A 23,738-nucleotide genomic window follows, 5' to 3' on the forward strand; every position below is an offset into this window, starting at 1 on the left:
ACCCCGGCCGTGCACGCGGGTGGCGACGTGCCGGCCGTCCATGCGGGCGGCGACCTGCCGGGCGGCGGGGCCGGAAACCATCTGCCTGGCAGCAGCGCGGCCGACCACCTGCCCGGCGGCCGGGCCGACGACCTCGGCAGCGGGCCCAGGGCGTCACACGAGCCGCCGAGCGGCCATGCCGGTGGCACGGCGGACAATCTCCCGGGCGGCCGAACAGACGACGTCGGTACCGACCCGACCGCCAGCCACGAGCCGTCGGGCGGTCACGCAGGAAGTGACGGTCACGGAGCCGACGTGGGCGGCCACGGTGATGGCGGCAATGGCCCTGGAGGCCACACCCACGGCGGTGACCACCCAAGTGGCCATCCTGGCGAGGCAGGCTCGCCGCACGGCCACGAACCCAACGGCGAGCCGCATGCGGAACGGGATGTGCGTGACCCCAGGGGCTCGGTTGCGGACGACATCGCCCGGCGGGAAGCCGAACCCATTCAGCTCGGGGATGAGCCACTGCCGCCCCCCAGGCAGGGCGAGCATGACCTGGGGCAGATACCCGAGAGTCGAGTGCAGCGCGACGCAGACGGTCTGATCACCCATGTGGACGGTCGTAACTTCGAGCACTTCCTCAAGGATCTCTCCTATCAGCGCGGTGCCGCGTTCAGGGAAGCCAAGGAACTTGGCACGTTGTCCAGAAGGAAAGTGGGCCCCTGCGCCGGTCTGGTCATGGACCTGCGGACGGGAAGAATAGTCGAGGCGATGAACGGCAAGCCCGACGACCTGATTGAAAACGTCCACCCGACGATCGGGGACAGGTACGAGAACTTCCCTGACCCCAGGCCGGCCCCCGACGAGCCGCTGAGGCATGCCGAGGTGAAGGCAGTCAACAGCCTGCTCTGGGAGCGGACGAAGCTAGGCCTTCCAGACGGTGCTGAGGCGCTGGCTGAGCTCCGTGCCGCAATGGAGTTTCCCTATTTTGACCACATGAGGACCGAGTTGCCGGGTCGTCCGGCAGCCTTCTGCGCCAACTGCGACCTTATGCTGGATGGGGTGGACAGCCTTCACGGCAGGTTCACCGGTGCACCGACTGACGAAAACTGGATTCCCTAATGGCCGAGGCAGAGCGAATCAATATCGACGACCCAGAGGTCGACATGGACCTGGGGCAGCGGCTGCTGTACCGAGGAAAGCTGTTCACGGGCGAAGTCGAGGAGTATCTCGGGGGCGCCCGCGTCAGCCTGGAATCCTACGTCGAGGGGCTGCCCGACGGCCCGGCCTGGGAATGGTACAAAAACGGAACGCTTGAGTCCGAGATGACGGTGCGTAAGGGGCGGGCTGTCGGGGTCGCGAAACGTTGGCATCCGAACGGTGTACTCGCCTCCGAGCGGACGTTCTCTGACGACAATGGGGCGATGCTCTCCGTCCGAGAATGGGACGAGAACGGCCAGCCGACGAAGAGTTGGAGCAAGGGAGAGAGCTGATCTCTCTGTGTCTGCAGGCGCCCGTGATCGGCCGGCCCTCGGATGCATAGAGGGAAGCGGTTGGGAATGAGCGCGAAGCGTATCGACCTCGACGACCCCGAGGTGGACCTCGACTATGCCCAGCGCCTCCTGTACCGGGGTGAACTCTTCACCGGGGAGGTCGAGGAGCACCTCGCGGGGCATCGCGTGAGTCTGGTGACCTACACGGACGGATACCGGGACGGCCCGTTCCGTGAGTGGTTCAAGAGCGGAGTCCTTCGCGCAGAGGGAACGATGCGGATGGGGAACTTGTCCGGGGAGTACAAGAGCTGGCACGAGAACGGCGTTCTCGCCACGAAGAAGCTGCACAGCGAGGACGGCGGGGGCCCCCTCTCCCACTACGAGTGGGACGACGAAGGAAGCCCGACCCGGGCTTGGGAGAACACGGCTCCACAGGGGTGAGAGATCCCTGCACGCCCCGAGGAAATGAGGGATGCCCTGCGGGACCCGGACAAGGATCCCGCAGGACGCTGTTCATGAAGATCGCAGATCACTTCCAAGAGCTCTGGTCCCCTTCTCTCGGGGCGTCGAGAGGGAGCGTGCGAGATTCCCTCGCGGGCTCCTCATATGACGACGAGCGGGAGATCGTTCAGTACCTTCTTTCCGGGCATGACCTCTTCAACATCATGGGTTCGTCCGACGATGTTCTGGGTTCCGGCCGGACCATCATGGGCGGCGACTCCGTCTACTCGGACGGGGAGTGGGTGTGGCGCGGAGACCTCTGTTTCTACGTGCGCACGTACCACGTCACCCTGCCGCCCGAATTCCTTGAGCGAATCAGGGCTTTCGACTACGTCATGCCGACAGAGGACCTGCCAAGCCTCATGGAAATCGCCAGGAAGCTCCGCACACAACTGTGAGACGCGTGAAGCGGAGCGATCCACGGCCTCCAACCATCCGGCGCCAGAAGTGCTCGGCTGGCTCACCGCGAACGGCTCCACACCGGTGGGTACTTCCTGGGTGCGGACGAATACGAGGCGTTCTCCCGGTTCTGAGTGGGGCGGCGGCTCAGGATGCGGAGGACTACCTTGTCTGAGCGATTCCTGGCAGTCACTTCGACCAGGCAGCGGAGATTCTTCACCGGCCGTTGCGTCGAAGCCGCCCTCATCACCGACCAGTTACGGAAACCAGGCGGCGAGCCGTCCGACGGCCGCAGCAGCACGCCCACCGAGGCGGCTTGTGCCCTCGGGGTCGTGTCGCCGGCGCGCAGTGACTCCGACTGCCCGAAGTGTGCTGACCCCGAAGTGTGCCGACCCCGGCGATCTTGAGGTGAACCTCCTGCCGAGCCGTGGACGCCTGCCCGGCGGGCGCCCCCCACTGTCACCCCCCGGCGGTACCGTCGGATCATGGCCCAAGAAACGGCGAGCGAGGAGCGGCGACTCGCCGTGCTCGAAGGCGTGCTGGAGCGCATCACATACGCCAACGAGGAGAACGGCTACACGGTCGCGCGGGTCGACACCGGCCGGGGCGCCGGCGACCTGCTGACCGTCGTGGGGGCGTTGCTCGGCGCCCAGGTCGGCGAGTCCCTGCGGATGGAGGGCCGGTGGGGCTCGCACCCGCAGTACGGCAAGCAGTTCACCGTCGAGAACTACACGACCGTCCTGCCCGCCACCGTCCAGGGCATCCGCCGCTATCTGGGCTCCGGTCTGGTCAAGGGCATCGGCCCGGTCTTCGCCGACCGCATCACCCAGCACTTCGGCCTGGACACCCTCCAGGTGATCGAGGAGGAGCCGAAGCGTCTCATCGAGGTGCCGGGCCTCGGCCCCAAGCGCACCAAGAAGATCGCCGACGCCTGGGAGGAGCAGAAGGCGATCAAGGAGGTGATGCTCTTCCTCCAGACCGTCGAGGTGTCCACGTCGATCGCCGTGCGCATCTACAAGAAGTACGGAGACGCCTCCATCTCCGTGGTGAAGAACCAGCCCTACCGGTTGGCCGCCGACGTCTGGGGCATCGGCTTCCTCACCGCCGACAAGATCGCCCAGTCCGTCGGCATCCCGCACGACAGCCCGCAGCGCGTCATGGCGGGCCTGCAGTACGCGCTGTCCCAGTCCACCGACCAGGGCCACTGCTACCTCCCCGAGGAGCAGCTGATCGCCGACGCCGTCAAGCTGCTCCAGGTCGACACCGGCCTCGTCATCGAGTGCCTCGCGCAGCTCGCGGCACCCCCCGAGGAAGGGGAGGACCCGGGTGTCGTGAGGGAGAAGGTGCCCGGACCGGACGGCACGCCCGTCACCGCCGTCTACCTGGTCCCCTTCCACCGGGCCGAACTCTCCCTCTGCGCCCAGCTGATGCGCCTCCTGCGCACCGACCAGGACCGGATGCCCGGCTTCCAGGACGTGGCCTGGGACAAGGCTCTGGGCTGGCTGAAGGGGCGTACGGGCGTGGAGCTGGCGCCCGAACAGGAAGCCGCCGTCCGGCTGGCACTCAGCAAGAAGGTCGCCGTCCTCACCGGCGGCCCCGGCTGCGGCAAGTCCTTCACGGTCCGCTCGATCGTGGAGCTGGCCCGCGCCAAGAAGGCCAAGGTGGTGCTCGCCGCTCCCACCGGCCGCGCCGCCAAGCGGCTGTCCGAGCTCACCGGCGCCGAGGCCTCCACCGTCCACCGCCTCCTGGAGCTGAAGCCGGGCGGCGACGCGGCCTACGACAAGGACCGCCCGCTGGACGCCGACCTGGTGGTGGTCGACGAGGCCTCCATGCTGGACCTGCTGCTCGCCAACAAACTCGTGAAGGCGGTGCCCCCGGGCGCGCACCTGCTGTTCGTCGGGGACGTCGACCAGCTCCCAAGCGTCGGCGCCGGCGAGGTTCTGCGCGACCTGCTCGCCGAGGGCGGCCCGATTCCTGCCGTGCGCCTCACCCGGGTGTTCCGCCAGGCCCAGCAGTCGGGCGTGGTGACCAACGCGCACCGGATCAACTCCGGGCAGCACCCCCTCACCGACGGCATGAAGGACTTCTTCCTCTTCGTCGAGGACGACACGGAGGAGGTAGGCCGGCTCACCGTGGACGTGGCGGCACGGCGGATTCCGGCCAAGTTCGGGCTCGACCCGCGCCGGGACGTCCAGGTGCTGGCCCCCATGCACCGGGGCCCCGCCGGCGCCGGCAACCTCAACGGCCTGCTCCAGCAGGCCATCACCCCGGGCCGCCCCGAACTCCCCGAGAAGAGGTTCGGCGGCAGGGTCTTCCGGGTCGGCGACAAGGTCACGCAGATTCGCAACAATTACGAGAAGGGCACCAACGGTGTCTTCAACGGCACCGTGGGCGTGGTCACCTCGCTCGACCCGGTCGACCAGCGCCTCACGGTGCGGACGGACGAGGACGAGGAGGTGCCGTACGAGTTCGACGAACTGGACGAACTGGCCCACGCCTACGCGGTGACCATCCATCGTTCGCAGGGCAGCGAGTACCCGGCCGTGGTGATCCCGGTCACCACCAGCGCCTGGATGATGCTCCAGCGGAACCTGCTGTACACGGCTGTGACCCGCGCCAAGAAGTTGGTCGTCCTCGTCGGATCACGCAAGGCGATAGGCCAGGCGGTGCGCACGGTGTCCGCCGGACGCAGGTGCACGACCCTGGACTTCAGGCTCTCGGAACGATGACATCACCAAAAATGATCGATCAAATGAGTCATGTGGGTCACAGAGCTCTTCCGGAAGCGGGCTGAGGAGGGGCAGGATGAGCGATCGGCGGCACTCAGTGCCGCCGATAAGCCCAATGGTCGACCCCGAGTGCACTCTCGTGCGCCAAATGGGGGATGGTAGAGACAGTCAGGGCAACCTCGAAGAAGAGGCACAACGTCGGTGAGGGATGACGTGAGCGACAACTCTGTAGTACTGCGGTACGGCGACGGCGAGTACACCTACCCGGTGATCGACAGCACCGTCGGCGACAAGGGCTTCGACATCGGGAAGCTCCGTGCCCAGACCGGTCTGGTGACGCTGGACAGCGGTTACGGCAACACCGCCGCCTATAAATCCGCCGTCACCTACCTCGACGGCGAGGCCGGCATCCTCCGGTACCGCGGCTACCCGATCGAGCAGCTGGCCGAGCGCTCCACCTTCCTGGAGGTGGCCTACCTGCTGATCAACGGCGAGCTGCCGACCGTCGACGAGCTCACCGTCTTCAAGAACGACATCACGCAGCACACCCTGCTGCACGAGGACGTCAAGAACTTCTACCGCGGCTTCCCGCGGGACGCGCACCCGATGGCCATGCTGTCGTCGGTGGTCTCCGCGCTGTCGACGTTCTACCAGGACAGCCACAACCCGTTCGACGAGAAGCAGCGCAACCTCTCGACGATCCGCCTGCTCGCCAAGCTTCCGACGATCGCCGCGTACGCGTACAAGAAGTCGATCGGTCACCCGTTCGTCTACCCGCGCAACGACCTCGGCTACGTCGAGAACTTCCTGCGGATGACCTTCTCGGTCCCGGCGCAGGACTACGAGCTCGACCCGGTCGTCGTCTCCGCCCTGGACAAGCTGCTCATCCTGCACGCGGACCACGAGCAGAACTGTTCGACCTCCACGGTCCGTCTGGTCGGCTCCTCGCAGGCCAACATGTTCGCCTCGATCTCCGCCGGCATCTCCGCGCTGTGGGGCCCGCTGCACGGCGGCGCCAACCAGTCGGTGCTGGAGATGCTCGAGGGCATCCAGGCCTCCGGCGGCGATGTCGACTCCTTCATCCGCAAGGTGAAGAACAAGGAGGACGGCGTCCGCCTGATGGGCTTCGGCCACCGGGTCTACAAGAACTTCGACCCGCGCGCCAAGATCATCAAGGCCGCCGCGCACGACGTGCTGTCCGCCCTCGGCAAGTCCGACGAGCTGCTGGACATCGCGCTCAAGCTGGAGGAGCACGCGCTCTCCGACGACTACTTCGTCTCGCGCAGCCTCTACCCGAACGTGGACTTCTACACGGGCCTGATCTACCGCGCCATGGGCTTCCCGACCGAGATGTTCACGGTCCTGTTCGCCCTCGGCCGCCTCCCGGGCTGGATCGCCCAGTGGCACGAGATGATCAAGGAGCCGGGTTCCCGCATCGGCCGCCCGCGCCAGATCTACACGGGTGTCGTCGAGCGCGACTTCGTGCCGGTCGAGGAGCGCTAGAACTCGCGGAAATGACGGAAGGCGCCCTGCCGCCGGTCCCCCCACGGGCCGGCGTACAGGGCGCCTTCCCATGTCCCGGTGCGGATTCCCCCCACGGGATCCGGCCGGGCGACTGTGAGAAACCAGCGCCTGAATCGCTGTCTTGCGGTACTGCCTGGTAGTGCCGTTGAGCAGAACGAGCAAAACTCCTCGTACTACTCCTGTGTGCGATCTGCCGGGACAGCGCACGCTGGGAGGGCCGCTCAAAGCTTCCCGGTGTGCGTGCCCCGGCGACGCATCTCTGAGGAAGTCCCCCAAGACATCCTCAGATGCCAGTAGGCGCCCCCCAAGACGCTTCCTGACACCGTCAACTTAGACCTTCGAACCCCTTCGATGGTTACGTTCACATCACTGTGATCTGCGTCTCTTGCATATGTCCGTTAGATGCGCAAGAGCCCGGATACACCGAACGGGACCCAAGCGTAAGGATGATGCGCGAGCCTTGTGAAGAGCTTATGTGAGGCTGGCGCAGGACTCCAGAGGGGCTCTGGCCTCGACTTCGGCTAATCACGAGTAACCTCGGCGTGTTTCGGCGGTTCGCTAACGGAACGTCCGCAGCCGAAGGCTGTTCGTCACCACGAACACCGACGAGAAGGCCATCGCCGCTCCCGCGATCATCGGGTTCAGCAGTCCGGCGGCGGCCAGCGGCAGCGCGGCCACGTTGTAGCCGAAGGCCCACACGAGGTTGCCCTTGATCGTGGACAGCGTCCGCCGGGACAACCGGATCGCGTCCGCGGCCACCCGCAGGTCCCCGCGCACCAGCGTCAGGTCGCCCGCCTCGATCGCCGCGTCGGTGCCGGTCCCCATCGCCAGCCCCAGATCGGCGACGGCGAGCGCGGCCGCGTCGTTGACCCCGTCGCCGACCATCGCCACGGTGCGCCCCTCGGCCTGCAGCCGCCGTACGACGTCGACCTTGTCCTCGGGCAGCACCTCGGCGACCACCTGCTCGGAGGCGATTCCGACGGCCCTCGCGACCGCCTCGGCCACGGTCCGGTTGTCCCCGGTCAGCAGCACGGGCGTCAGCCCCAGGGCGCGCAGTTCGCGCACGGCCTCGGCGCTGCTCTCCTTGACCGCGTCCGCGACGGCCAGCACCCCGCGGGCGGCTCCGTCCCAGCCGACCACGACGGCCGTACGACCGTCCCTCTCGGCCTCGTCCCTGGCGCGGGCCAACTCCTTCGGGAGCGCGTCGAAGAGGCGCCCCACGGCGACCTGGTGGCCCTCCACGCGCCCGCGTACGCCTCTGCCGGGCACGTTCTCGAAATGGTCGGCCTCCGGCAGCGGCCCGACCCGTTCCTCGGCGCCCACGGCGACCGCGCGGGCCACGGGGTGCTCGGAGGCGTGCTCCAGGGCGCCCGCGAGCCGCAGTACCTGCTTCTCGTCGGCGTCCCGGGCCACGTACACCGTCTGGAGGGTCATACGGCCGGTGGTGACCGTGCCGGTCTTGTCCAGGACGACGGTGTCGACGCGGCGGGTGGACTCCAGGACCTCGGGGCCCTTGATGAGGATGCCGAGCTGGGCGCCACGGCCGGTGCCGACCATCAGCGCGGTCGGCGTGGCCAGGCCCAGGGCGCACGGGCACGCGATGATCAGCACGGCGACGGCCGCGGTGAACGCGGCGGCGGTGTCGCCACCGGCGCCGAGCCAGCCGCCGAACGTGGCGACGGCGAGGGCGATGACGACCGGTACGAAGACCGCGGAGACGCGGTCGGCGAGCCGCTGTACCTCTGCCTTGCCGTTCTGCGCGTCCTCGACCAGCTTCGCCATCCGCGCGAGCCGGGTGTCGGAGCCGATCCGGGTGGCCGCCACGACCAGCCGCCCGCCGGCGTTGACGGTGGCGCCGACCACGGTGTCGCCGACCGTGACGTCCACCGGGACGGACTCGCCGGTCAGCATGGAGGCGTCCACGGCGGAGGTGCCCTCGACGACGGTGCCGTCGGTGGCGATCTTCTCCCCGGGCCGTACGACGAACCGGTCGCCGACGGCCAGGCGGGCCGCCGGGATCCGCACCTCCCGGCCGTCGCGCAGCACGGCCACGTCCTTCGCGCCCAGCTCCATCAGGGCCCTGAGCGCCGCCCCGGCTCGGCGCTTGGCGCGGGCCTCCAGGTAGCGGCCCAGCAGGATGAAGGCGGTGACCCCGGCGGCGACCTCGAGGTAGATCGTCGAGGCGCCGTCCATCCGGCCGACGGTCAGGGAGAAGCCGTGGCGCATGCCCGGCATGCCCGCGTCGCCGAGGAACAGTGCCCACAGGGACCAGCCGAACGCGGCCAGCGTGCCCAGCGAGACCAGGGTGTCCATGGTGGCCGCGCCGTGCCGGACGTTCGTCCAGGCGGCCCGGTGGAAGGGCCATCCGCCCCAGACCACGACCGGCGAGGCGAGGGTCAGCGCCAGCCACTGCCAGTTGTCGAACTGGAGGGCCGGGACCATGGACAGCAGGATCACCGGGACGGCGAGCAGGGCGCAGACGGTCAGGCGCTGCCGGAGGGAGACCAGTTCGGGGTCGTCTTCGGCGGGTGGCTCCTCCCGCGGGGGCTCGGGCTCCTCGGCCGTGTAACCGGTCTTCACCACGGTCGCGATCAGGTCGGCGACCTCGGTCCCCGCGGGGTAGGTGATCTTCGCCTTCTCCGTCGCGTAGTTGACGGTGGCGCTCACGCCGTCCATGCGGTTGAGCTTCTTCTCGACACGGGCCGCGCAGGAGGCGCAGGTCATCCCGCCGATGAGCAGCTCGACCTCCGAAGCGGGCGCTGTCGGGGTCTCGGCGGCGGTGCTGGACATGTGCTTACTCCAGTGAGCGGACCGGGCCGTGCGGAGCCGGGGGCGGCCGGCCGGCACGGCCCGGGAGACGGGTGGTCAGACCCTGCCGGCGAGTTCGAAGCCGGCCTCGTCGACGGCCGCGCGCACGGCCTCCTCGTCGAGCGGGGCGGCGGACACGACGGTGACCTCACCGGTCGAGGCGACGGCCTTCACCGAGCTGACGCCGGGGATCTCGGAGATCTCGCCGGAGACGGAGCCCTCGCAGTGCCCGCAGCTCATGCCGCTCACCTTGTAGACGGCGGTGACGGAACCCGGGGTGTCGGTCTGGGCGCTCATGTCGTTCTCCTCGTCGAGGCGTGTGGGCGGGTGGGGCCAGGCGGGTCTCTACGGCCAACCATGGCGTCCACTTACCTCACACTATACCCCTAGGGGGTATTTCTCCAAGAGAGGGCCGCGGCGGGGCGGGCCCACCGCGCGAGCAGTCGTGCTCAACGCGCTCAGCCTGACGGCGATGTTCGGCGCGGTGGTCTGGGTCTTCCAGGGCGGCCATCTGTCCGGCCTGCTCGGCTTCACCAGCCGCGGCTCCATCGAGACGACCCTTCCGGTCCTGATGTTCTGCGTGGCCTTCGGTCTGTCGATGGACTGCGGCGTCTTCCTGCTCTCCCGCATCAAGGAGGAGGCCTGCTGGTGCCGGCGGTCATGCGTCTCACGGGCCGGGCGACCTGGTGGGCGCCGGGGCCGCTGTGCCGCTTCCACCAGCGGTTCGGGCCGAGCGAGGGCGGCGGCGCATCCGAGCCGGTCGCGCAGCGGGACGGGGACAGGGTGGCGGCGCACGGCTAGCGTTCCGCCGTCAGAGGTGATCCAGGGAAGGCGAGGCGGACGGCATGCGGGCTGTGGTGTTCGAGCGGTACGGGGAGCGGGCCGAGGTGCGTGAGGTGGCCGACCCGAAGCCCGCGGAGCACGGGGTGGTGGTGCGGGTCGAGGCGACGGGCCTGTGCCGCAGCGACTGGCACGGCTGGCAGGGGCACGACCCGGACATCACCCTGCCGCACGTGCCGGGGCACGAACTCGCCGGTGTCGTCGAGGCGGTGGGCACCCGGGTGACCGGCCATCGGCCAGGCGACCGGGTGACCGTCCCCTTCGTGTGCGCCTGCGGGACCTGCCCGTCGTGCGCGGCGGGCGACGGGCAGGTGTGCGAGCGGCAGACCCAGCCCGGGTTCACGCACTGGGGCTCCTTCGCCCAGTACGTGGCGCTGGACCACGCTGACGTGAACCTCGTCGCGGTGCCGGACGGGATGTCCTTCGCCACCGCCGCCTCCCTCGGCTGCCGGTTCGCCACGGCGTTCCGGGCGGTGGTGCAGCAGGGCCGGGTGGCGGCGGGGGAGTGGGTCGCGGTGCACGGCTGCGGGGGTGTCGGACTGTCCGCCGTGATGATCGCGGCGGCATCGGGGGCGCGGGTCGTGGCCGTCGACGTGTCGCCCCGAGCCCTTGAGCTGGCGCGGCGCTTCGGCGCGGCGGAGTGCGTCGACGCCTCCCGCGTGACGGACACGGCGGCCGCGGTCCGCGAGCTGACCGGCCGTGGCGTCCACCTGTCCCTCGACGCCCTGGGCTCGCCCGCCACCTGCGTCGCCTCCGTGAACGGCCTGCGCCGCCGAGGCCGCCACATCCAGGTCGGCCTGCTGCCCTCGCCGGACGGCACCACGCCGGTGCCGATGGCCCGCGTGATCGGCCTGGAGCTGGAGATCCTGGGCAGCCACGGTATGGCCGCCCACACCTACCCGCCGATGCTGGAGCTGGTCCGGGCGGGAGTGCTGCGGCCCGACCTGCTGGTCACGTCCACCATCGGGCTGGCCGAGGTGCCGGCGGCCCTGGCCGCGATGGGCACGACGCCGGGGGCGGGGGTGACGGTCATCGAGCCGTGGAGCTGACGGCCCCGGGGTGTCCGCGGTGGGCGTCCCACTCGCGGTCGAGGATCCCCATGATCACCTCGTCGACCCACTCGCCGTCCCGCGACTGGGCTTCCCGCCGCACGCCCTCCGGTACGAAGCCGACCTTCTCGTAGACGCGGCGGGCCCGCGGGTTGTTGCCGTAGACCTCCAGACCGACGCGGTGCAGGCCGAGTCGCTCGAAGCCGTGGCCGACGATGAGCCGGATCGCCTCGGTGCCCAGCCCGCGGTCGCGGCCCCGAGGGCCCATGAGCGTACGGAAGTTGCAGCTGCGGGCGTGTGGGTTCCACTCGTTCAGGACGACCTCGCCGACGAGTTCGCCGGTGGCGCGGTCGGTGACGGCGAGGTCCAGCCGGTCGGGGGCGTGGGCCCGGGAGGCGTAGATGGAGCGGAGCCCGTCCAAGGTGAACTCGGAGCCGGGTTCGAAGGTGAAGCGGATGACCTCGGGGTCCTGGAGGATCTCCCAGACGGCGTCCGCATCGGCCTCGGTGAAGGGCCGCAGCACGGTCTTGTCGCCGGTGAGAACGGGTTTGACGGAGAAGCTCATGGAGGTGACTGTGCCCCACTCGGCGGGCGGGGCACAGGTGATTTCCCGTGGATCGGAGCGGGGGGTTCAGAGCTCTCTTCGGCCTCGGTTGCCCGGGCGGGAGGCGACCCACGCCCGGACGGTGTCCGCGTACCAGTAGGGCTTGCCGCCCTCGACGTGGTCCGGCGCCGGCAGCAGTCCGTGCTTGCGGTAGGAGCGCACGGTGTCCGGCTGCACCCGGATATGCGCCGCGATCTCCTTGTAGGACCAGAGCCGTCGGTCGGTCATGAGCTGCCACCTCCCTGCGCGTACCGCGGCGGCGGCCTGGGGCGGCCGTCCGGGGGAGCCGGGCACTGCGCTGGCGATCACAAAGCCTGTTCCCCGTCAACGACGCAGAGTGAAGGCCGGGCAGGGCCTGTGCACCGGGTGTGACGCAAGACCCGCGTACACGGGACATGTGTGACATGAAGGGGGCGTTTGTGACAGAGGTGAAGCAAAGGTGTACACGGGCTCATGGGCGGGGCGCGTTGACTTGCCGAAGCCCGCGCCCCTCGACGCCGGTCACCGGCGCCGCCGGGCTCCCGCTGAACCCGCCTGGCACCAACGTTCCCGGGCGTCCCGGGAGTCCCGCCCGTCCAAGGCGAAGCCATTACGAGCGCCGGCAACGGCCCGAGGTGTGCCGAGCCCTTGCGGCCAAGGCTGCCGGCAACCCCCTCAGGGGCGCGGGGAACTGCGCGACCAGCCCTCCACGGCCCGCACCCGAGCCCTGACAGGACTCGGCCCTGACAGAACTCGGCCCTGACAGGACTGGGTCCTGACAGAACCCGGCCTGCCAGGACCCAACCTTCACAGGACCCAGCCCCACAGGCCCCGGCACCCCCGCCGGCGCCCCCTCGCTCCAACCCCCGGAGGGCTACGCCCCGCAGGACCGAAGGAACGCCCGGGTCCGCTGCGCGATCGGCAGCGGGGTGTCCGGCTCGCACGGGTACATGTCCTGCTCGACGATCGCGAACAGGTCGACGTCCAGCTTCTGCGCGGCCTCCAGGACGGGGCCGAGCGCGGGCACACCGGCCGGCGGCTCGCACATCACACCGCGGGCGACGGCGGGACCGAACGGCACCTCGTTGGCCCGCACGTCCGCCAGGATCTCCGGGTCGACCTGCTTCAGGTGCAGGTATCCGATCCGCTCGCCGTAGGTCTCGATCAGCTTGACGCTGTCGCCGCCGCAGTACGCGTAGTGCCCGGTGTCCAGGCACAGCGAGACCTGGTCGGAGTCCGTCCCGTCCAGGAAGCGGACGACGTTCTCCTCGCTGTCGATGTGGGTGTCGGCGTGCGGGTGGACCACGATCCGCAGGCCGTACCGCTCCCGCACCTCCTTGCCGAGCCGCTCGGTGAGGGAGGTGAGATTGCGCCACTGTTCGGGCGTGAGCGTGTCCGGCTCCAGCACCTCGCCGGTCTTGTCGTCCCGCCAGAAGGACGGGATGACCACCAGGTGGGAGGCGCCCATGGCCTGGGCCAGCACCGCGTTGTCCGCGACGTGGGCCCAGGTCTTCTCCCAGACGGCCTCGCCGTGGTGCAGGCCGGTGAAGACCGTGCCGGCCGACACCTTCAGACCGCGCCTGGCGGTCTCCTCGGTGAGGACGGCCGGATCGGTCGGCAGATAGCCGTAGGGGCCCAGTTCGATCCACTCGTAGCCGGACTGCGCGACCTCGTCGAGGAAGCGCTGCCACGGCACCTGCCGGGGATCGTCCGGGAACCAGACGCCCCAGGAGTCGGGGGCCGATCCGATCCGGATGCGGGAGAGTGAGGTCTGAGGTGACAACGACGTCATGGCCGTCAGCGTGCGGTCACCCGGCCGAGGGTGTCAAGGGCTGGTCCGAATGTCTGGACAAAACATTGACAGGGCGCGGGGTGCGGGGCTAGAAAGCCGTGGAGAGCCGGTGTGAAGCCCGAGGCGCGGGTCCGAAGGCATGAAGGGAACTCGATGGCGTACGACCTGATCACCATGGGGCGGATAGGCGTGGACCTGTATCCGCTGCAGACGGGCGTGCCGCTGCCCCAGGTGTCGTCCTTCGGCAAGTTCCTCGGCGGCTCCGCCACGAACGTCGCGGTCGCCGCCGCCCGTCTGGGACGGGACACGGCGGTGATCACGCGGACCGGCGACGACCCGTTCGGGACCTACCTGCACGAGGAGCTGCGCGGCTTCGGCGTGGACGACCGCTGGGTCACCCCGGTCCCCGGTCTGCCGACCCCGGTGACCTTCTGCGAGGTCTTCCCGCCGGATGACTTCCCGCTCTACTTCTACCGCCGGCCCAAGGCGCCCGATCTGGAGATCGACGCCCACGAGCTGGACCTGGACGCCATCCGCGAGGCCCGCGTCTTCTGGGTCACCGGCACCGGCCTGAGCGAGGAGCCCAGCCGTACGGCGACCCTGGCGGCCCTGGCCCACCGCGCCAAGGCCGGCACCACGGTCTTCGACCTCGACTGGCGCCCCATGTTCTGGAACGACCCGGAGGCCGCCCGCCCCTTCTACGAGGAGGCCCTGCGCCACACCACCGTCGCCGTCGGCAACCTCGACGAGGTGGAGGTGGCGACCGGAGTGCGCGACCCCCACGCGGCGGCCCGCGCGCTCCTGGACGCCGGCGTCGAACTCGCCGTCGTCAAGCAGGGCCCCAAGGGCGTCCTCGCCGTCAACGACAAGGGCGAGTCCGCGCAGGTCCCGCCGCTGCCGGTGAACGTCCTCAACGGACTCGGTGCCGGCGACGCCTTCGGCGGTTCCCTCTGCCACGGCCTGCTGGAGGGCTGGGACCTGGAGAAGATCATGCGGCACGCCAACGCGGCCGGCGCCATCGTCGCCTCGCGCCTGGAGTGCTCGTCGGCGATGCCCACACCCGACGAGATCGAGGCCGCGATCGCCGCAGGAGCCGTCAAGTGAGCGTCGACATCACCGAACTCGTCCGTCTGCGCGCCGAACGCCCCGAAGCCGTCGCGGAGGCCGCTGCCCGCCGCCCCCGCCGGTCGCTGCTCAACGAGGCCGGCCGGCTGATGATCGTCGCCGCCGACCACCCCGCCCGGGGCGCGCTCGGCGTCGGCGACCGCAAGTTCGCCATGGCCAACCGGGTCGACCTGCTGGAACGCCTCTGCCTGGCGCTGAGCCGCCCCGGTGTGGACGGCGTCCTGGCCACCGCCGACATCCTGGACGACCTGCTGCTGCTCGGCGCCCTCGACGGCAAGGTCGTCCTGGGCTCGATGAACCGAGGCGGCCTGCAGGGCGCCAGCTTCGAACTCGACGACCGCTTCACCGGCCACCGCCCCGAGGACATCGAGCGCCTCGGCTTCGACGCGGGCAAGCTGCTGCTGCGCATCGACTACGACGACCCGGGCTCGTTGACCACCATGGAGTCGACGGCCCGCGCCATCGACGACATGGCCGCGCGCCGACTCCCCGTCTTCGTCGAACCGTTCATCAGCGCCCGCACCTCGGAGGGCAGGCTCCGCAACGACCTGTCCGCCGAGGCCGTCACCAAGTCGATCGCCATCGCCTCGGGCCTCGGGGGCAGTTCGGCCTACACCTGGCTGAAGGTGCCCGTCTGCGAGAACCCCGACGACATGGCCGACGTCATGGCCACGTCCACGCTGCCCGCCGTCCTGCTGGGCGGCGAGGTCGGTGACGACCAGGACGGGGCGTACGAGAAGTGGCGCGGCGCGCTGCAACTGCCCACCGTGCGCGGCCTGGTGGTCGGCCGTTCGCTGCTGTACCCGGCGGACGGCGACGTGGCCGCCGCCGTGGACACCGCCGTAGGACTGCTGTGAGGGCCGCATGACCAGCAACGACCTCTATCTCGCCAAGGGCGCCACCGCGAACGCCCGGTACGCCGTCGACATCGACCCCAAGCGGGCCGGCTGGACCTACTGCGGTCTGCGGGTCGTCGAGCTGGAGCCCGGCGGTACGCACACGTTCGACACCGGGGACAGCGAGTGGATCGTCGTCCCGCTGCAAGGCGGCTGTACCGTACAAACAGATGGCAACGAGTTCCAACTCTCGGGCCGGGAAAGCGTGTTCAGTGGAGTCACCGACTTCGCCTACGTGCCCCGTGACGCCCGGGCACAGATCGCCTCCGGCGCGGGCGGCCGCTTTGCTTTGGCAGGAGCGAAGTGCGAGCGACGACTCCCCGCCCGCTACGGCCCCGCGCCGGAGGTCCCCCAGGAAGAGCGCGGCAGTGGCAACTGCACGCGCCACGTCCGCAACTTCGCCTCGGCCGACGCCTTCGACTGCGACCGGCTGATCGCCGTCGAGGTCGTCACGCCCGGCGGCAACTGGTCCTCGTACCCGCCGCACAAGCACGACGAGCACCGGCCGGGCGAGGAGGCGGAGCTGGAGGAGATCTACTACTTCGAGATCGACGGCCCGAACGGTTTCGGCTATCAGCGCGTATCCCCTTCCCGTGAGGGCGGATCGGACGTCCTCGCGGAGGTCCGCTCCGGCGACGCCGTCCTCGTCCCCGACGGATGGCACGGCCCGTCGATCGCCCAGCCCGGCCACGACATGTACTACCTGAACGTCATGGCGGGACCGGGCGACACCCGGGAGTGGCGGATCTGCTTCCACCCGGACCACACGGAGGGTTACCGATGACCTCGACGACGAGGCTGACGGTCGCGCAGGCGCTGGTGCGCTTCCTCACCGCCCAGTACACCGAGCGTGACGGCGTACGGCAGCGGCTGATCGGCGCGACCTGGGGCATCTTCGGCCACGGCAACGTCGCCGGGCTCGGCCAGGCACTGGTCGAGCACACCGACACGATGCCGTTCCACCAGGGCCGCAACGAGCAGTCCATGGTGCACGCGGCGGTCGGTTACGCGAGGCAGTCCAACCGTCTCTCCACCCACGCCGTGACCACCTCCATCGGCCCGGGCGCGACGAACCTCGTGACCGGCGCCGCCCTCGCGACCATCAACCACCTCCCCGTCCTGCTGCTGCCCGGCGACACCTTCGCCACCCGGGTCGCCGACCCGGTCCTCCAGCAGCTGGAAGCGCCGTACGCCGGAGACGTGTCGGTCAACGACTGTCTGCGCCCGGTCTCGCGGTACTTCGACCGCGTCACCCGCCCGGAAGCCCTGATCCCGGCCGCCCTGCAGGCCATGCGCGTCCTCACCGACCCGGTGGAGACGGGCGCGGTCACCCTCGCGCTCCCCCAGGACGTACAGGCCGAGGCCTACGACTGGCCGGACGAGTTCTTCGCCGAGCGCACCTGGGTGGTACGACGCCCGGGCGCCGACCCCACCGAACTCGCCGAGGCCGTACAGACGATACGGGCGGCCAGGCGGCCCCTGCTGATCGCCGGCGGCGGCGTCCACCACAGCCGCGCCGAGGAGGCCCTCGCCGAGTTCGCCGAGGCCACCGGCATCCCGGTCGCCTCCACCCAGGCCGGCAAGGGCTCCCTGCGCTACGACCACGCCCAGGACGTCGGCGGCGTCGGCCACACCGGCACCGCGACCGCCGACGAACTCGCCCGCCTGGCCGACCTGGTGATCGGCGTCGGCACCCGCTACACCGACTTCACCACCGCCTCCGGCACGCTCTTCGAGCAGCCCGGCGTGCGCTTCCTCAACCTCAACATCGCCCCGTTCGACGGCCACAAGCTCGCCGGGATGCCGCTCGTCGCGGACGCCCGCAGCGGCCTGATGGAGCTGACCGAGGCCCTCCAGATGCACGGGCACCGGGTCCCGGACGGGTACGTGCGCGAGTACACCGAGGACAAGGAACGCTGGGAGCAGCGCGTCGACGCCTGCTACGAGGCCGACGAGCCGGACGTACGGCCGACGCAGTCCCAGGTGCTCGGCGCGCTGGACGCCCTGGTGGACGACACGGACGTGATCATCAACGCGGCCGGTTCGCTCCCCGGCGACCTGCACAAGCTGTGGCGGGCCCGCTCGCGGGACCAGTACCACCTGGAGTACGGCTACTCCTGCATGGGCTACGAGATACCGGCCGCCATCGGCGTGAAGATGGCGGCACCCGACCGGCCTGTCTGGGCGCTGGTCGGCGACGGTACCTATCTGATGATGCCGACGGAGATCGTGACGGCCGTACAGGAGGGGATCGCGATCAAGATGCTCCTCGTCCAGAACCACGGCTACGCGTCCATCGGCGGCCTGTCCGAGTCGGTGGGCGGCGAGCGGTTCGGCACCGCGTACCGCTACCAGTCCGAGGACGGTACCTACACGGGGGCCCCGCTCCCCGTCGACCTCGCCGCGAACGCGGCGAGCCTGGGCATGCGCGTCCTGCGCGCGAAGACGGTCCGGGACCTGCGAGCCGCGCTCGCCGAGGCCCGGGCCGCCGACACTCCCACATGTGTCTACGTCGAGACGGAAACGGCAGACACAGTGTCGGGCCCGCCGCCGGCGCAGGCCTGGTGGGATGTACCTGTGGCCGAGACCGCGACGCGACCGTCCGCGGTCAAGGCCCGTGAGCTGTACGAACGGCACGTCTCCACCCGACGCCGCCATCTGTGAAGGAGCACTCGGTCATGACGAAGATCGTCAACCACTGGATCGGCGGCAAGACCGTCGAAGGCGCGTCGGGTACGTACGGGCCGGTCACCGACCCGGCGACCGGCGCGGTCACCACCAAGGTCGCGTTCGCGACGGTCGACGAGGTCGACGCCGCGGTAGCCGCCGCCAAGGACGCCTACGCCACCTGGGGCCAGTCCTCGCTGGCCAAGCGCACCACGATCCTGTTCAAGTTCCGCGCCCTGCTGGACGCGCACCGCGACGAGATCGCCGGGCTGATCACCGCCGAACACGGCAAGGTGCACAGCGACGCGCTGGGCGAGGTCGCGCGTGGCCTGGAGATCGTCGACCTGGCGTGCGGGATCACCGTGCAGCTGAAGGGCGAGCTGTCGACCGAGGTGGCGTCCCGGGTCGACGTGTCCTCGATCCGGCAGCCGCTGGGTGTCGTCGCGGGCATCACGCCGTTCAACTTCCCGGCCATGGTCCCGATGTGGATGTTCCCGATCGCCATCGCGACCGGCAACACCTTCGTGCTCAAGCCCTCGGAGAAGGACCCGTCGGCCTCCATGAAGCTCGCCGAGCTGCTGTCCGAGGCCGGGCTGCCGGACGGTGTCTTCAACGTCGTCCACGGCGACAAGGTGGCCGTCGACCGCCTCCTGGAGCACCCGGACGTCAAGGCCGTCTCGTTCGTCGGCTCGACCCCGATCGCCCGCTACATCCACACCACCGCCGCGGCCAACCACAAGCGCGTCCAGGCCCTGGGCGGCGCCAAGAACCACATGCTGGTCCTCCCGGACGCCGACCTCGACGCGGCGGCGGACGCGGCGGTGAGCGCGGCCTACGGCTCGGCAGGCGAGCGCTGCATGGCCATCTCGGCCGTGGTCGCCGTCGGCGCGATCGGCGACGAGCTGGTGGAGAAGATCCGCGAGCGCGCCGAGAAGATCAAGATCGGCCCCGGCAACGACCCGACCTCCGAGATGGGCCCGCTCATCACGAAGGTCCACCGCGACAAGGTGGCGTCGTACGTCGAGGGCGCGGCGGCCGAGGGCGCGGAGGTCGTCCTCGACGGCACCGGCTACACGGTCGACGGCTTCGAGGACGGCCACTGGATCGGCATCTCCCTGCTCGACAAGGTGCCCACGAGCGCGAAGGCCTACCAGGACGAGATCTTCGGCCCGGTCCTGTGCGTGCTGCGCGTCGACAGCTACGACGAGGGCGTCGCCCTCATCAACAGCTCGCCGTTCGGCAACGGCACCGCGATCTTCACCCGGGACGGCGGCGCCGCCCGCCGCTTCCAGCTGGAGATCGAGGCCGGCATGGTCGGCGTGAACGTCCCGATCCCGGTCCCGGTCGGCTACCACTCCTTCGGTGGCTGGAAGGACTCGCTCTTCGGCGACCACCACATCTACGGCAACGACGGCACGCACTTCTACACCCGCGGCAAGGTCGTCACGACCCGCTGGCCCGACCCGGCCGACGCCCCGGCGGGCGTGGACCTGGGCTTCCCGCGCAACCACTGAGCACACCGGGTGGGGCCGTCCGCATCGCGGACGGCCCCACTTTCGTGCCCGCGTGGGAAGACGCGGTGGCTCGCGTCACTCCCCGAGGACGAGCGGGCACAGGGGCGTGGGGTCTCACCCCGCCGTACACCGGACGCGGTACACGACAGCGGCCGCGTACCCCGGCGGGATGGCCCGCAGTTCACCCCTCGGTCGATAACTCCCCGACAGCTTCACCCCGTACCGTTGACGCATGGATCTTCGACTGCCCCGGCTGCGAGGCCTACTCCGGGGGCCGCGACGGCTCGGTGCCGCCGCGGCCGCCGTTGTGGTGCTCGCCGGCGCCGGGACATGGACGGCCGCCGCGGACGACGACGCGCCCCCGGTACGCCGTACCGACCGGGTCATGGAGATGGGGGACGGGGTGCGCATCGACACCTCGTACTTCACCTCCTCCGGCGCGGGCCGGCGCCCCGCCGTCCTCCTGGCCCACGGCTTCGGCGGCAGCAAGAACGACGTACGGCAGCAGGCCCAGGACCTCGCCCGGGACGGCTACGCGGTGCTGACCTGGTCGGCCCGCAGCTTCGGCAGGTCCACCGGCAAGATCGGGCTGAACGACCCGAAGGGCGAGGTCGCCGACGTCCACAAGCTCATCGACTGGCTGGCGAAGCAGCCGCAGGTACAGCTCGACAAGTCCGGTGACCCGCGCGTCGGCGTCTCGGGCGCCTCGTACGGCGGGGCGATCTCACTGCTGGCCGCCGGGTACGACGACCGGGTGGACGCCATCGCCCCGTCGGTCACCTACTGGAACCTCTCGGACGCGCTGTTCCCGAACGGCGTGTTCAAGAAGCTCTGGGCGGGCATCTTCGTCAACTCCGGCGGCGGCTGCGAGAAGTTCGAGGCACAGCTGTGCCGGATGTACGAGCGGGTCGCCGAGTCCGGCACCCCGGACGCGCAGGCCGAGCAGCTCCTGGCGGAGCGTTCACCGGCCGCCGTCGCCGACCGCATCAAGGTGCCGACCCTGCTGATGCAGGGCCAGACCGACTCCCTCTTCCCGCTCGACCAGGCCGACGCGGCCGCCAAGGCGATCCGCGCCAACGGCGCCCCCGTCGACGTCGACTGGATCGCGGGCGGCCACGACGGCGGCGACATGGAGGCGGACCGCGTCCAGGCCCGCGTGCACTCCTGGTTCGACCGGTACCTGAAGGACGACAAGGGCGCCGACACCGGCCCCGCGTTCCGGGTCACCCGCACCCTCGGCGCCGGCTCGGGTGACGGCGAGACCCGCCTGAAGGGCGTGGACGCGGACAGCTACCCCGGCCTGGAGGGCAGGCCCCGGTCGATCGCCCTGACCGGACGCGAGCAGAGCTTCGCCAACCCGGCAGGAGCCAGCCCGCCCGGCGTCTCCTCCCTGCCCGGCCTCGGCAGCGGCGGCGGCCTCGCCCAGCTGTCGTCGCTGGGAGTCTCGGTCTCCCTCGACTTCCCGGGCCAGTTCGCCGCGTTCGAGTCGGCGCCCGTCCGCGACGACCTCCAGATCACCGGCTCCCCGACGGCCACCGTCCATGTGAAGTCCACGAGCGACGACGCCGTGCTCTTCGCCAAGGTGTACGACGTCGGCCCGGGCGGCGGCCGGCAGGAGCTGCCCTCCCAGCTGGTCGAGCCCATCAGGGTCGAGGGCGCGAAGGCCGGCAAGGACGTCACGATCACCCTGCCCGCCGTCGACCACGAGGTGGACGACGGTCACCGGCTGCGCCTGGTCCTCGCCTCCACCGACCTGGCCTACGCCTCACCGAACAGCCCGGCGACGTACACCGTCTCCCTCAAGGGCGACCTGAAGGTGCCGACCGCCCTCGGCGACGCCAACGCGGCGGCCCCGCTGCCCGCCTGGGTGTGGTGGCTGCCCCTCGCCGGCGCGGTGCTCGCCCTGGTCCTGCTGGTGACCGGACGCCGCCGCACGACGGCCCCCGCCGCCCCCGACCCCGGACTGGCGGAAGTCCCGCTGCAGATAACGGACCTGAGCAAGCGCTACGCCAAGTCGGCCGACCGGTACGCCGTCCGTGACCTGTCCTTCCGCGTCGAGAAGGGCCAGGTCCTCGGCCTGCTCGGGCCGAACGGCGCGGGCAAGACGACCACCCTGCGCATGCTGATGGGCCTGATCAAGCCGGACGGCGGCGAGATCCGCGTCTTCGGCCACGCGATCGCGCCCGGCGCTCCCGTGCTGTCCAGGGTCGGCGCCTTCGTCGAGGGCGCCGGCTTCCTCCCGCACCTCTCCGGCCGCGAGAACCTGGAGCTGTACTGGCAGGCCACCGGCCGCCCGCCCGAGGACGCCCACCTGGACGAGGCCCTGGAGATCGCCGGCCTCGGCACCGCTCTGGCCCGTGCGGTACGGACGTACTCCCAGGGCATGCGCCAGCGCCTGGCCATCGCCCAGGCCATGCTCGGACTGCCCGATCTGCTGATACTCGACGAGCCGACCAACGGTCTCGACCCGCCGCAGATCCGCGAGATGCGCGAGGTCATGATCCGTTACGCGGCGGCCGGCCGCACGGTGATCGTCTCCAGCCACCTCCTGTCCGAGGTCGAGCAGTCCTGCACGCACCTGGTGGTGATGGACCACGGACAGCTCGTCCAGGCGGGCCCGGTCCGCGAGATCGTCGGCTCCGGCGACACCCTGCTGGTGGGCACCGCCACACCGGTCGACGACCCGCTCGTCGAGAAGGTCGCCGCTCTGCCCGGCGTCGAGTCGGCCGTCCGCGGCGACGAGGGCCTGGTGGTACGGCTGGGCGCCGACGGCAGCGCCCAGCGACTGGTCGCCGAACTCGTCCGGCTGGAGGTACCGGTGGAGTCGGTCGGCCCGCACCGTCGCCTCGAAGACGCCTTCCTCACCCTGATCGGAGAGTCCGCATGAGCACGCTCGCCGAGCCCGTCGAGGTCGCCGCCGGCTACCGCGCGGGCCGCACGCTGCCCATCCGGGTCGAGCTGGTCCGGCAGTTGAAGCGGCGCCGCACCCTCGTCATGGGCGGCATCCTGTTCGCCCTGCCGTTCGTGCTGCTGATCGCCTTCCAGGTGGGCGGCGAACCGGGCGGCCGCAACCAGGGGGTGAACCTGATGGACACCGCCACGCTGTCCGGGGCCAACTTCGCCGCGGTGAACCTCTTCGCGTCCGCCGGATTCCTGCTGGTCGTCCCCGTCGCCCTGTTCTGCGGGGACACCGTCGCCTCGGAGGCCAGCTGGTCCTCCCTGCGCTATCTGCTGGCGGCACCGGTGCCCCGGGCCCGGCTGCTGTGGTCCAAGCTCGTGGTCGGGCTGGGCCTGAGCCTCGCGGCGATGGTGCTGCTGCCGCTGGTGGCGCTCGCCGTCGGCACGGTGGCCTACGGCTGGGGCCCGCTGGAACTGCCCACCGGCGGCTCGCTTGCCGCCGGGACCGCCGCCCAGCGCCTGGTGATCACGGTGGCGTACATCTTCGTGTCCCAACTGATCACCGCGGCCCTGGCGTTCTGGCTCTCCACCCGCACGGACGCGCCGCTCGGCGCGGTCGGCGGGGCGGTCGGCCTGACCATCGTCGGCAACGTGCTCGACCAGGTGACGGCCCTCGGCGACTGGCGCGACTTCCTTCCCGCGCACTGGCAGTACGCCTGGCTCGACGCCGTGAGGCCACAGCTGGAGTGGTCGGACATGATCCAGGGCGCGTCCGTGTCGGTAACGTACGCCCTGGTGCTGTTCGCGCTGGCCTTCCGGGGTTTTGCCCGCAAGGACGTGGTGTCGTAGGTCAACGGAGGATCACCTACCGGTCTCGACGGCCGTCTTCCGTGCCCTCTTCGAGATTCATCCGCAACGCCCCGTAGCGCACGTTCCGG

At 70.3% G+C, this 23,738-nt stretch carries 19 protein-coding genes and 1 pseudogene; 15 read left to right on the forward strand and 5 right to left on the reverse strand.

The window, feature by feature from the left end:
* The 6 genes from AQJ84_RS43810 to AQJ84_RS37535 all read left to right on the forward strand — a co-directional run.
* A partial coding sequence (locus AQJ84_RS43810) for a YwqJ-related putative deaminase (protein WP_263972663.1) occupies positions 1-1,104 on the forward strand: 1,104 nt, incomplete at its 5' end.
* Positions 1,104-1,475, forward strand: coding sequence for a toxin-antitoxin system YwqK family antitoxin (locus AQJ84_RS37515; protein WP_030044223.1), 372 nt, complete (start codon positions 1,104-1,106; stop codon positions 1,473-1,475). The genes AQJ84_RS43810 and AQJ84_RS37515, both read left to right, overlap by 1 nt.
* 66 nt (positions 1,476-1,541) lie before the next feature.
* Positions 1,542-1,916 (forward strand): toxin-antitoxin system YwqK family antitoxin, encoded by a 375-nt coding sequence (locus tag AQJ84_RS37520; RefSeq protein WP_030044222.1) that lies wholly within the window; start codon positions 1,542-1,544, stop codon positions 1,914-1,916.
* A gap of 74 nt (positions 1,917-1,990) precedes the next feature.
* Positions 1,991-2,374: a hypothetical protein gene (locus AQJ84_RS37525; RefSeq protein WP_030044221.1), complete on the forward strand. Its 384-nt coding sequence runs from the start codon at positions 1,991-1,993 to the stop codon at positions 2,372-2,374.
* 486 nt (positions 2,375-2,860) lie between these two features.
* Positions 2,861-5,104: an SF1B family DNA helicase RecD2 gene (recD2, locus tag AQJ84_RS37530; protein WP_030044220.1), complete on the forward strand. Its 2,244-nt coding sequence runs from the start codon at positions 2,861-2,863 to the stop codon at positions 5,102-5,104.
* Between the two features lie 213 nt (positions 5,105-5,317).
* Complete coding sequence (locus tag AQJ84_RS37535) at positions 5,318-6,607, forward strand: citrate synthase (RefSeq protein WP_030044219.1); 1,290 nt, start codon at positions 5,318-5,320, stop codon at positions 6,605-6,607.
* Between the two features lie 579 nt (positions 6,608-7,186).
* Here AQJ84_RS37535 and AQJ84_RS37540 read toward each other — a convergent pair.
* Together AQJ84_RS37540 and AQJ84_RS37545 are read right to left on the reverse strand one after the other, a co-directional pair.
* A complete protein-coding gene (locus AQJ84_RS37540; RefSeq protein ID WP_030044218.1) occupies positions 7,187-9,418 on the reverse strand; it encodes a heavy metal translocating P-type ATPase in 2,232 nt (743 codons plus the stop codon).
* Positions 9,419-9,493: 75 nt separating this feature from the next.
* Entirely contained in the window at positions 9,494-9,733 is a 240-nt protein-coding gene (locus AQJ84_RS37545) for a heavy-metal-associated domain-containing protein (protein ID WP_030044217.1), read from the reverse strand.
* 139 nt (positions 9,734-9,872) lie between these two features.
* Between AQJ84_RS37545 and AQJ84_RS41720 the strand changes: the two are divergent.
* Together AQJ84_RS41720 and AQJ84_RS37555 are read left to right on the forward strand one after the other, a co-directional pair.
* A pseudogene (locus tag AQJ84_RS41720) lies at positions 9,873-10,237 on the forward strand (MMPL family transporter); the annotation flags it as partial.
* Positions 10,238-10,281: 44 nt separating this feature from the next.
* Positions 10,282-11,325, forward strand: a complete 1,044-nt coding sequence (locus tag AQJ84_RS37555; RefSeq protein ID WP_030044215.1) for a zinc-dependent alcohol dehydrogenase family protein — start codon at positions 10,282-10,284, stop codon at positions 11,323-11,325.
* On the opposite strand, the gene AQJ84_RS37560 is transcribed toward AQJ84_RS37555, so the two are convergent.
* The 3 genes from AQJ84_RS37560 to AQJ84_RS37570 all read right to left on the reverse strand — a co-directional run bounded on the left by AQJ84_RS37560 (position 11,306) and on the right by AQJ84_RS37570 (position 13,700).
* Positions 11,306-11,890, reverse strand: coding sequence for a GNAT family N-acetyltransferase (locus tag AQJ84_RS37560; RefSeq protein ID WP_037804307.1), 585 nt, complete (start codon positions 11,888-11,890; stop codon positions 11,306-11,308). The two genes, AQJ84_RS37555 and AQJ84_RS37560, sit on opposite strands and share 20 nt — an antisense overlap.
* Before the next feature lie 66 nt (positions 11,891-11,956).
* Complete coding sequence (locus AQJ84_RS37565; protein WP_030044213.1) at positions 11,957-12,157, reverse strand: helix-turn-helix transcriptional regulator; 201 nt, start codon at positions 12,155-12,157, stop codon at positions 11,957-11,959.
* A 625-nt stretch (positions 12,158-12,782) separates the two neighbouring features.
* Positions 12,783-13,700, reverse strand: a complete 918-nt coding sequence (locus tag AQJ84_RS37570; protein ID WP_053193511.1) for a sugar phosphate isomerase/epimerase family protein — start codon at positions 13,698-13,700, stop codon at positions 12,783-12,785.
* Positions 13,701-13,853: 153 nt separating this feature from the next.
* On the opposite strand from AQJ84_RS37570, the gene iolC reads away from it, so the two are divergent.
* The 7 genes from iolC to AQJ84_RS37605 all read left to right on the forward strand — a co-directional run bounded on the left by iolC (position 13,854) and on the right by AQJ84_RS37605 (position 23,649).
* Positions 13,854-14,804, forward strand: a complete 951-nt coding sequence (iolC, locus tag AQJ84_RS37575; RefSeq protein WP_030044210.1) for a 5-dehydro-2-deoxygluconokinase — start codon at positions 13,854-13,856, stop codon at positions 14,802-14,804.
* A complete protein-coding gene (locus AQJ84_RS37580; RefSeq protein WP_030044209.1) occupies positions 14,801-15,682 on the forward strand; it encodes a Cgl0159 family (beta/alpha)8-fold protein in 882 nt (293 codons plus the stop codon). The genes iolC and AQJ84_RS37580 overlap by 4 nt, the downstream gene beginning before the upstream one ends.
* Positions 15,683-15,689: 7 nt before the next feature.
* Positions 15,690-16,505 carry a 5-deoxy-glucuronate isomerase gene (gene iolB, locus AQJ84_RS37585; protein WP_030044208.1) on the forward strand — a complete coding sequence of 272 codons (816 nt, stop codon included), beginning with the start codon at positions 15,690-15,692 and terminating at the stop codon, positions 16,503-16,505.
* The gene (iolD, locus tag AQJ84_RS37590) at positions 16,502-18,385 is read left to right on the forward strand and encodes a 3D-(3,5/4)-trihydroxycyclohexane-1,2-dione acylhydrolase (decyclizing) (RefSeq protein ID WP_053193508.1); all 1,884 of its coding nucleotides are present in this window, start codon (positions 16,502-16,504) and stop codon (positions 18,383-18,385) included. Before iolB ends, iolD begins: the two co-directional genes overlap by 4 nt.
* 14 nt (positions 18,386-18,399) lie before the next feature.
* Complete coding sequence (gene mmsA / locus AQJ84_RS37595) at positions 18,400-19,902, forward strand: CoA-acylating methylmalonate-semialdehyde dehydrogenase (RefSeq protein WP_030044205.1); 1,503 nt, start codon at positions 18,400-18,402, stop codon at positions 19,900-19,902.
* A 232-nt stretch (positions 19,903-20,134) separates the two neighbouring features.
* Entirely contained in the window at positions 20,135-22,789 is a 2,655-nt protein-coding gene (locus AQJ84_RS37600; protein WP_053193504.1) for an alpha/beta fold hydrolase, read from the forward strand.
* Positions 22,786-23,649: an ABC transporter permease gene (locus tag AQJ84_RS37605; RefSeq protein ID WP_030044202.1), complete on the forward strand. Its 864-nt coding sequence runs from the start codon at positions 22,786-22,788 to the stop codon at positions 23,647-23,649. The genes AQJ84_RS37600 and AQJ84_RS37605 overlap by 4 nt, the downstream gene beginning before the upstream one ends.
* The last annotated feature ends 89 nt before the right edge of the window (positions 23,650-23,738 follow it).

The organism is Streptomyces resistomycificus, from assembly GCF_001514265.1.
GTDB classification, from domain to species: domain Bacteria; phylum Actinomycetota; class Actinomycetes; order Streptomycetales; family Streptomycetaceae; genus Streptomyces; species Streptomyces resistomycificus.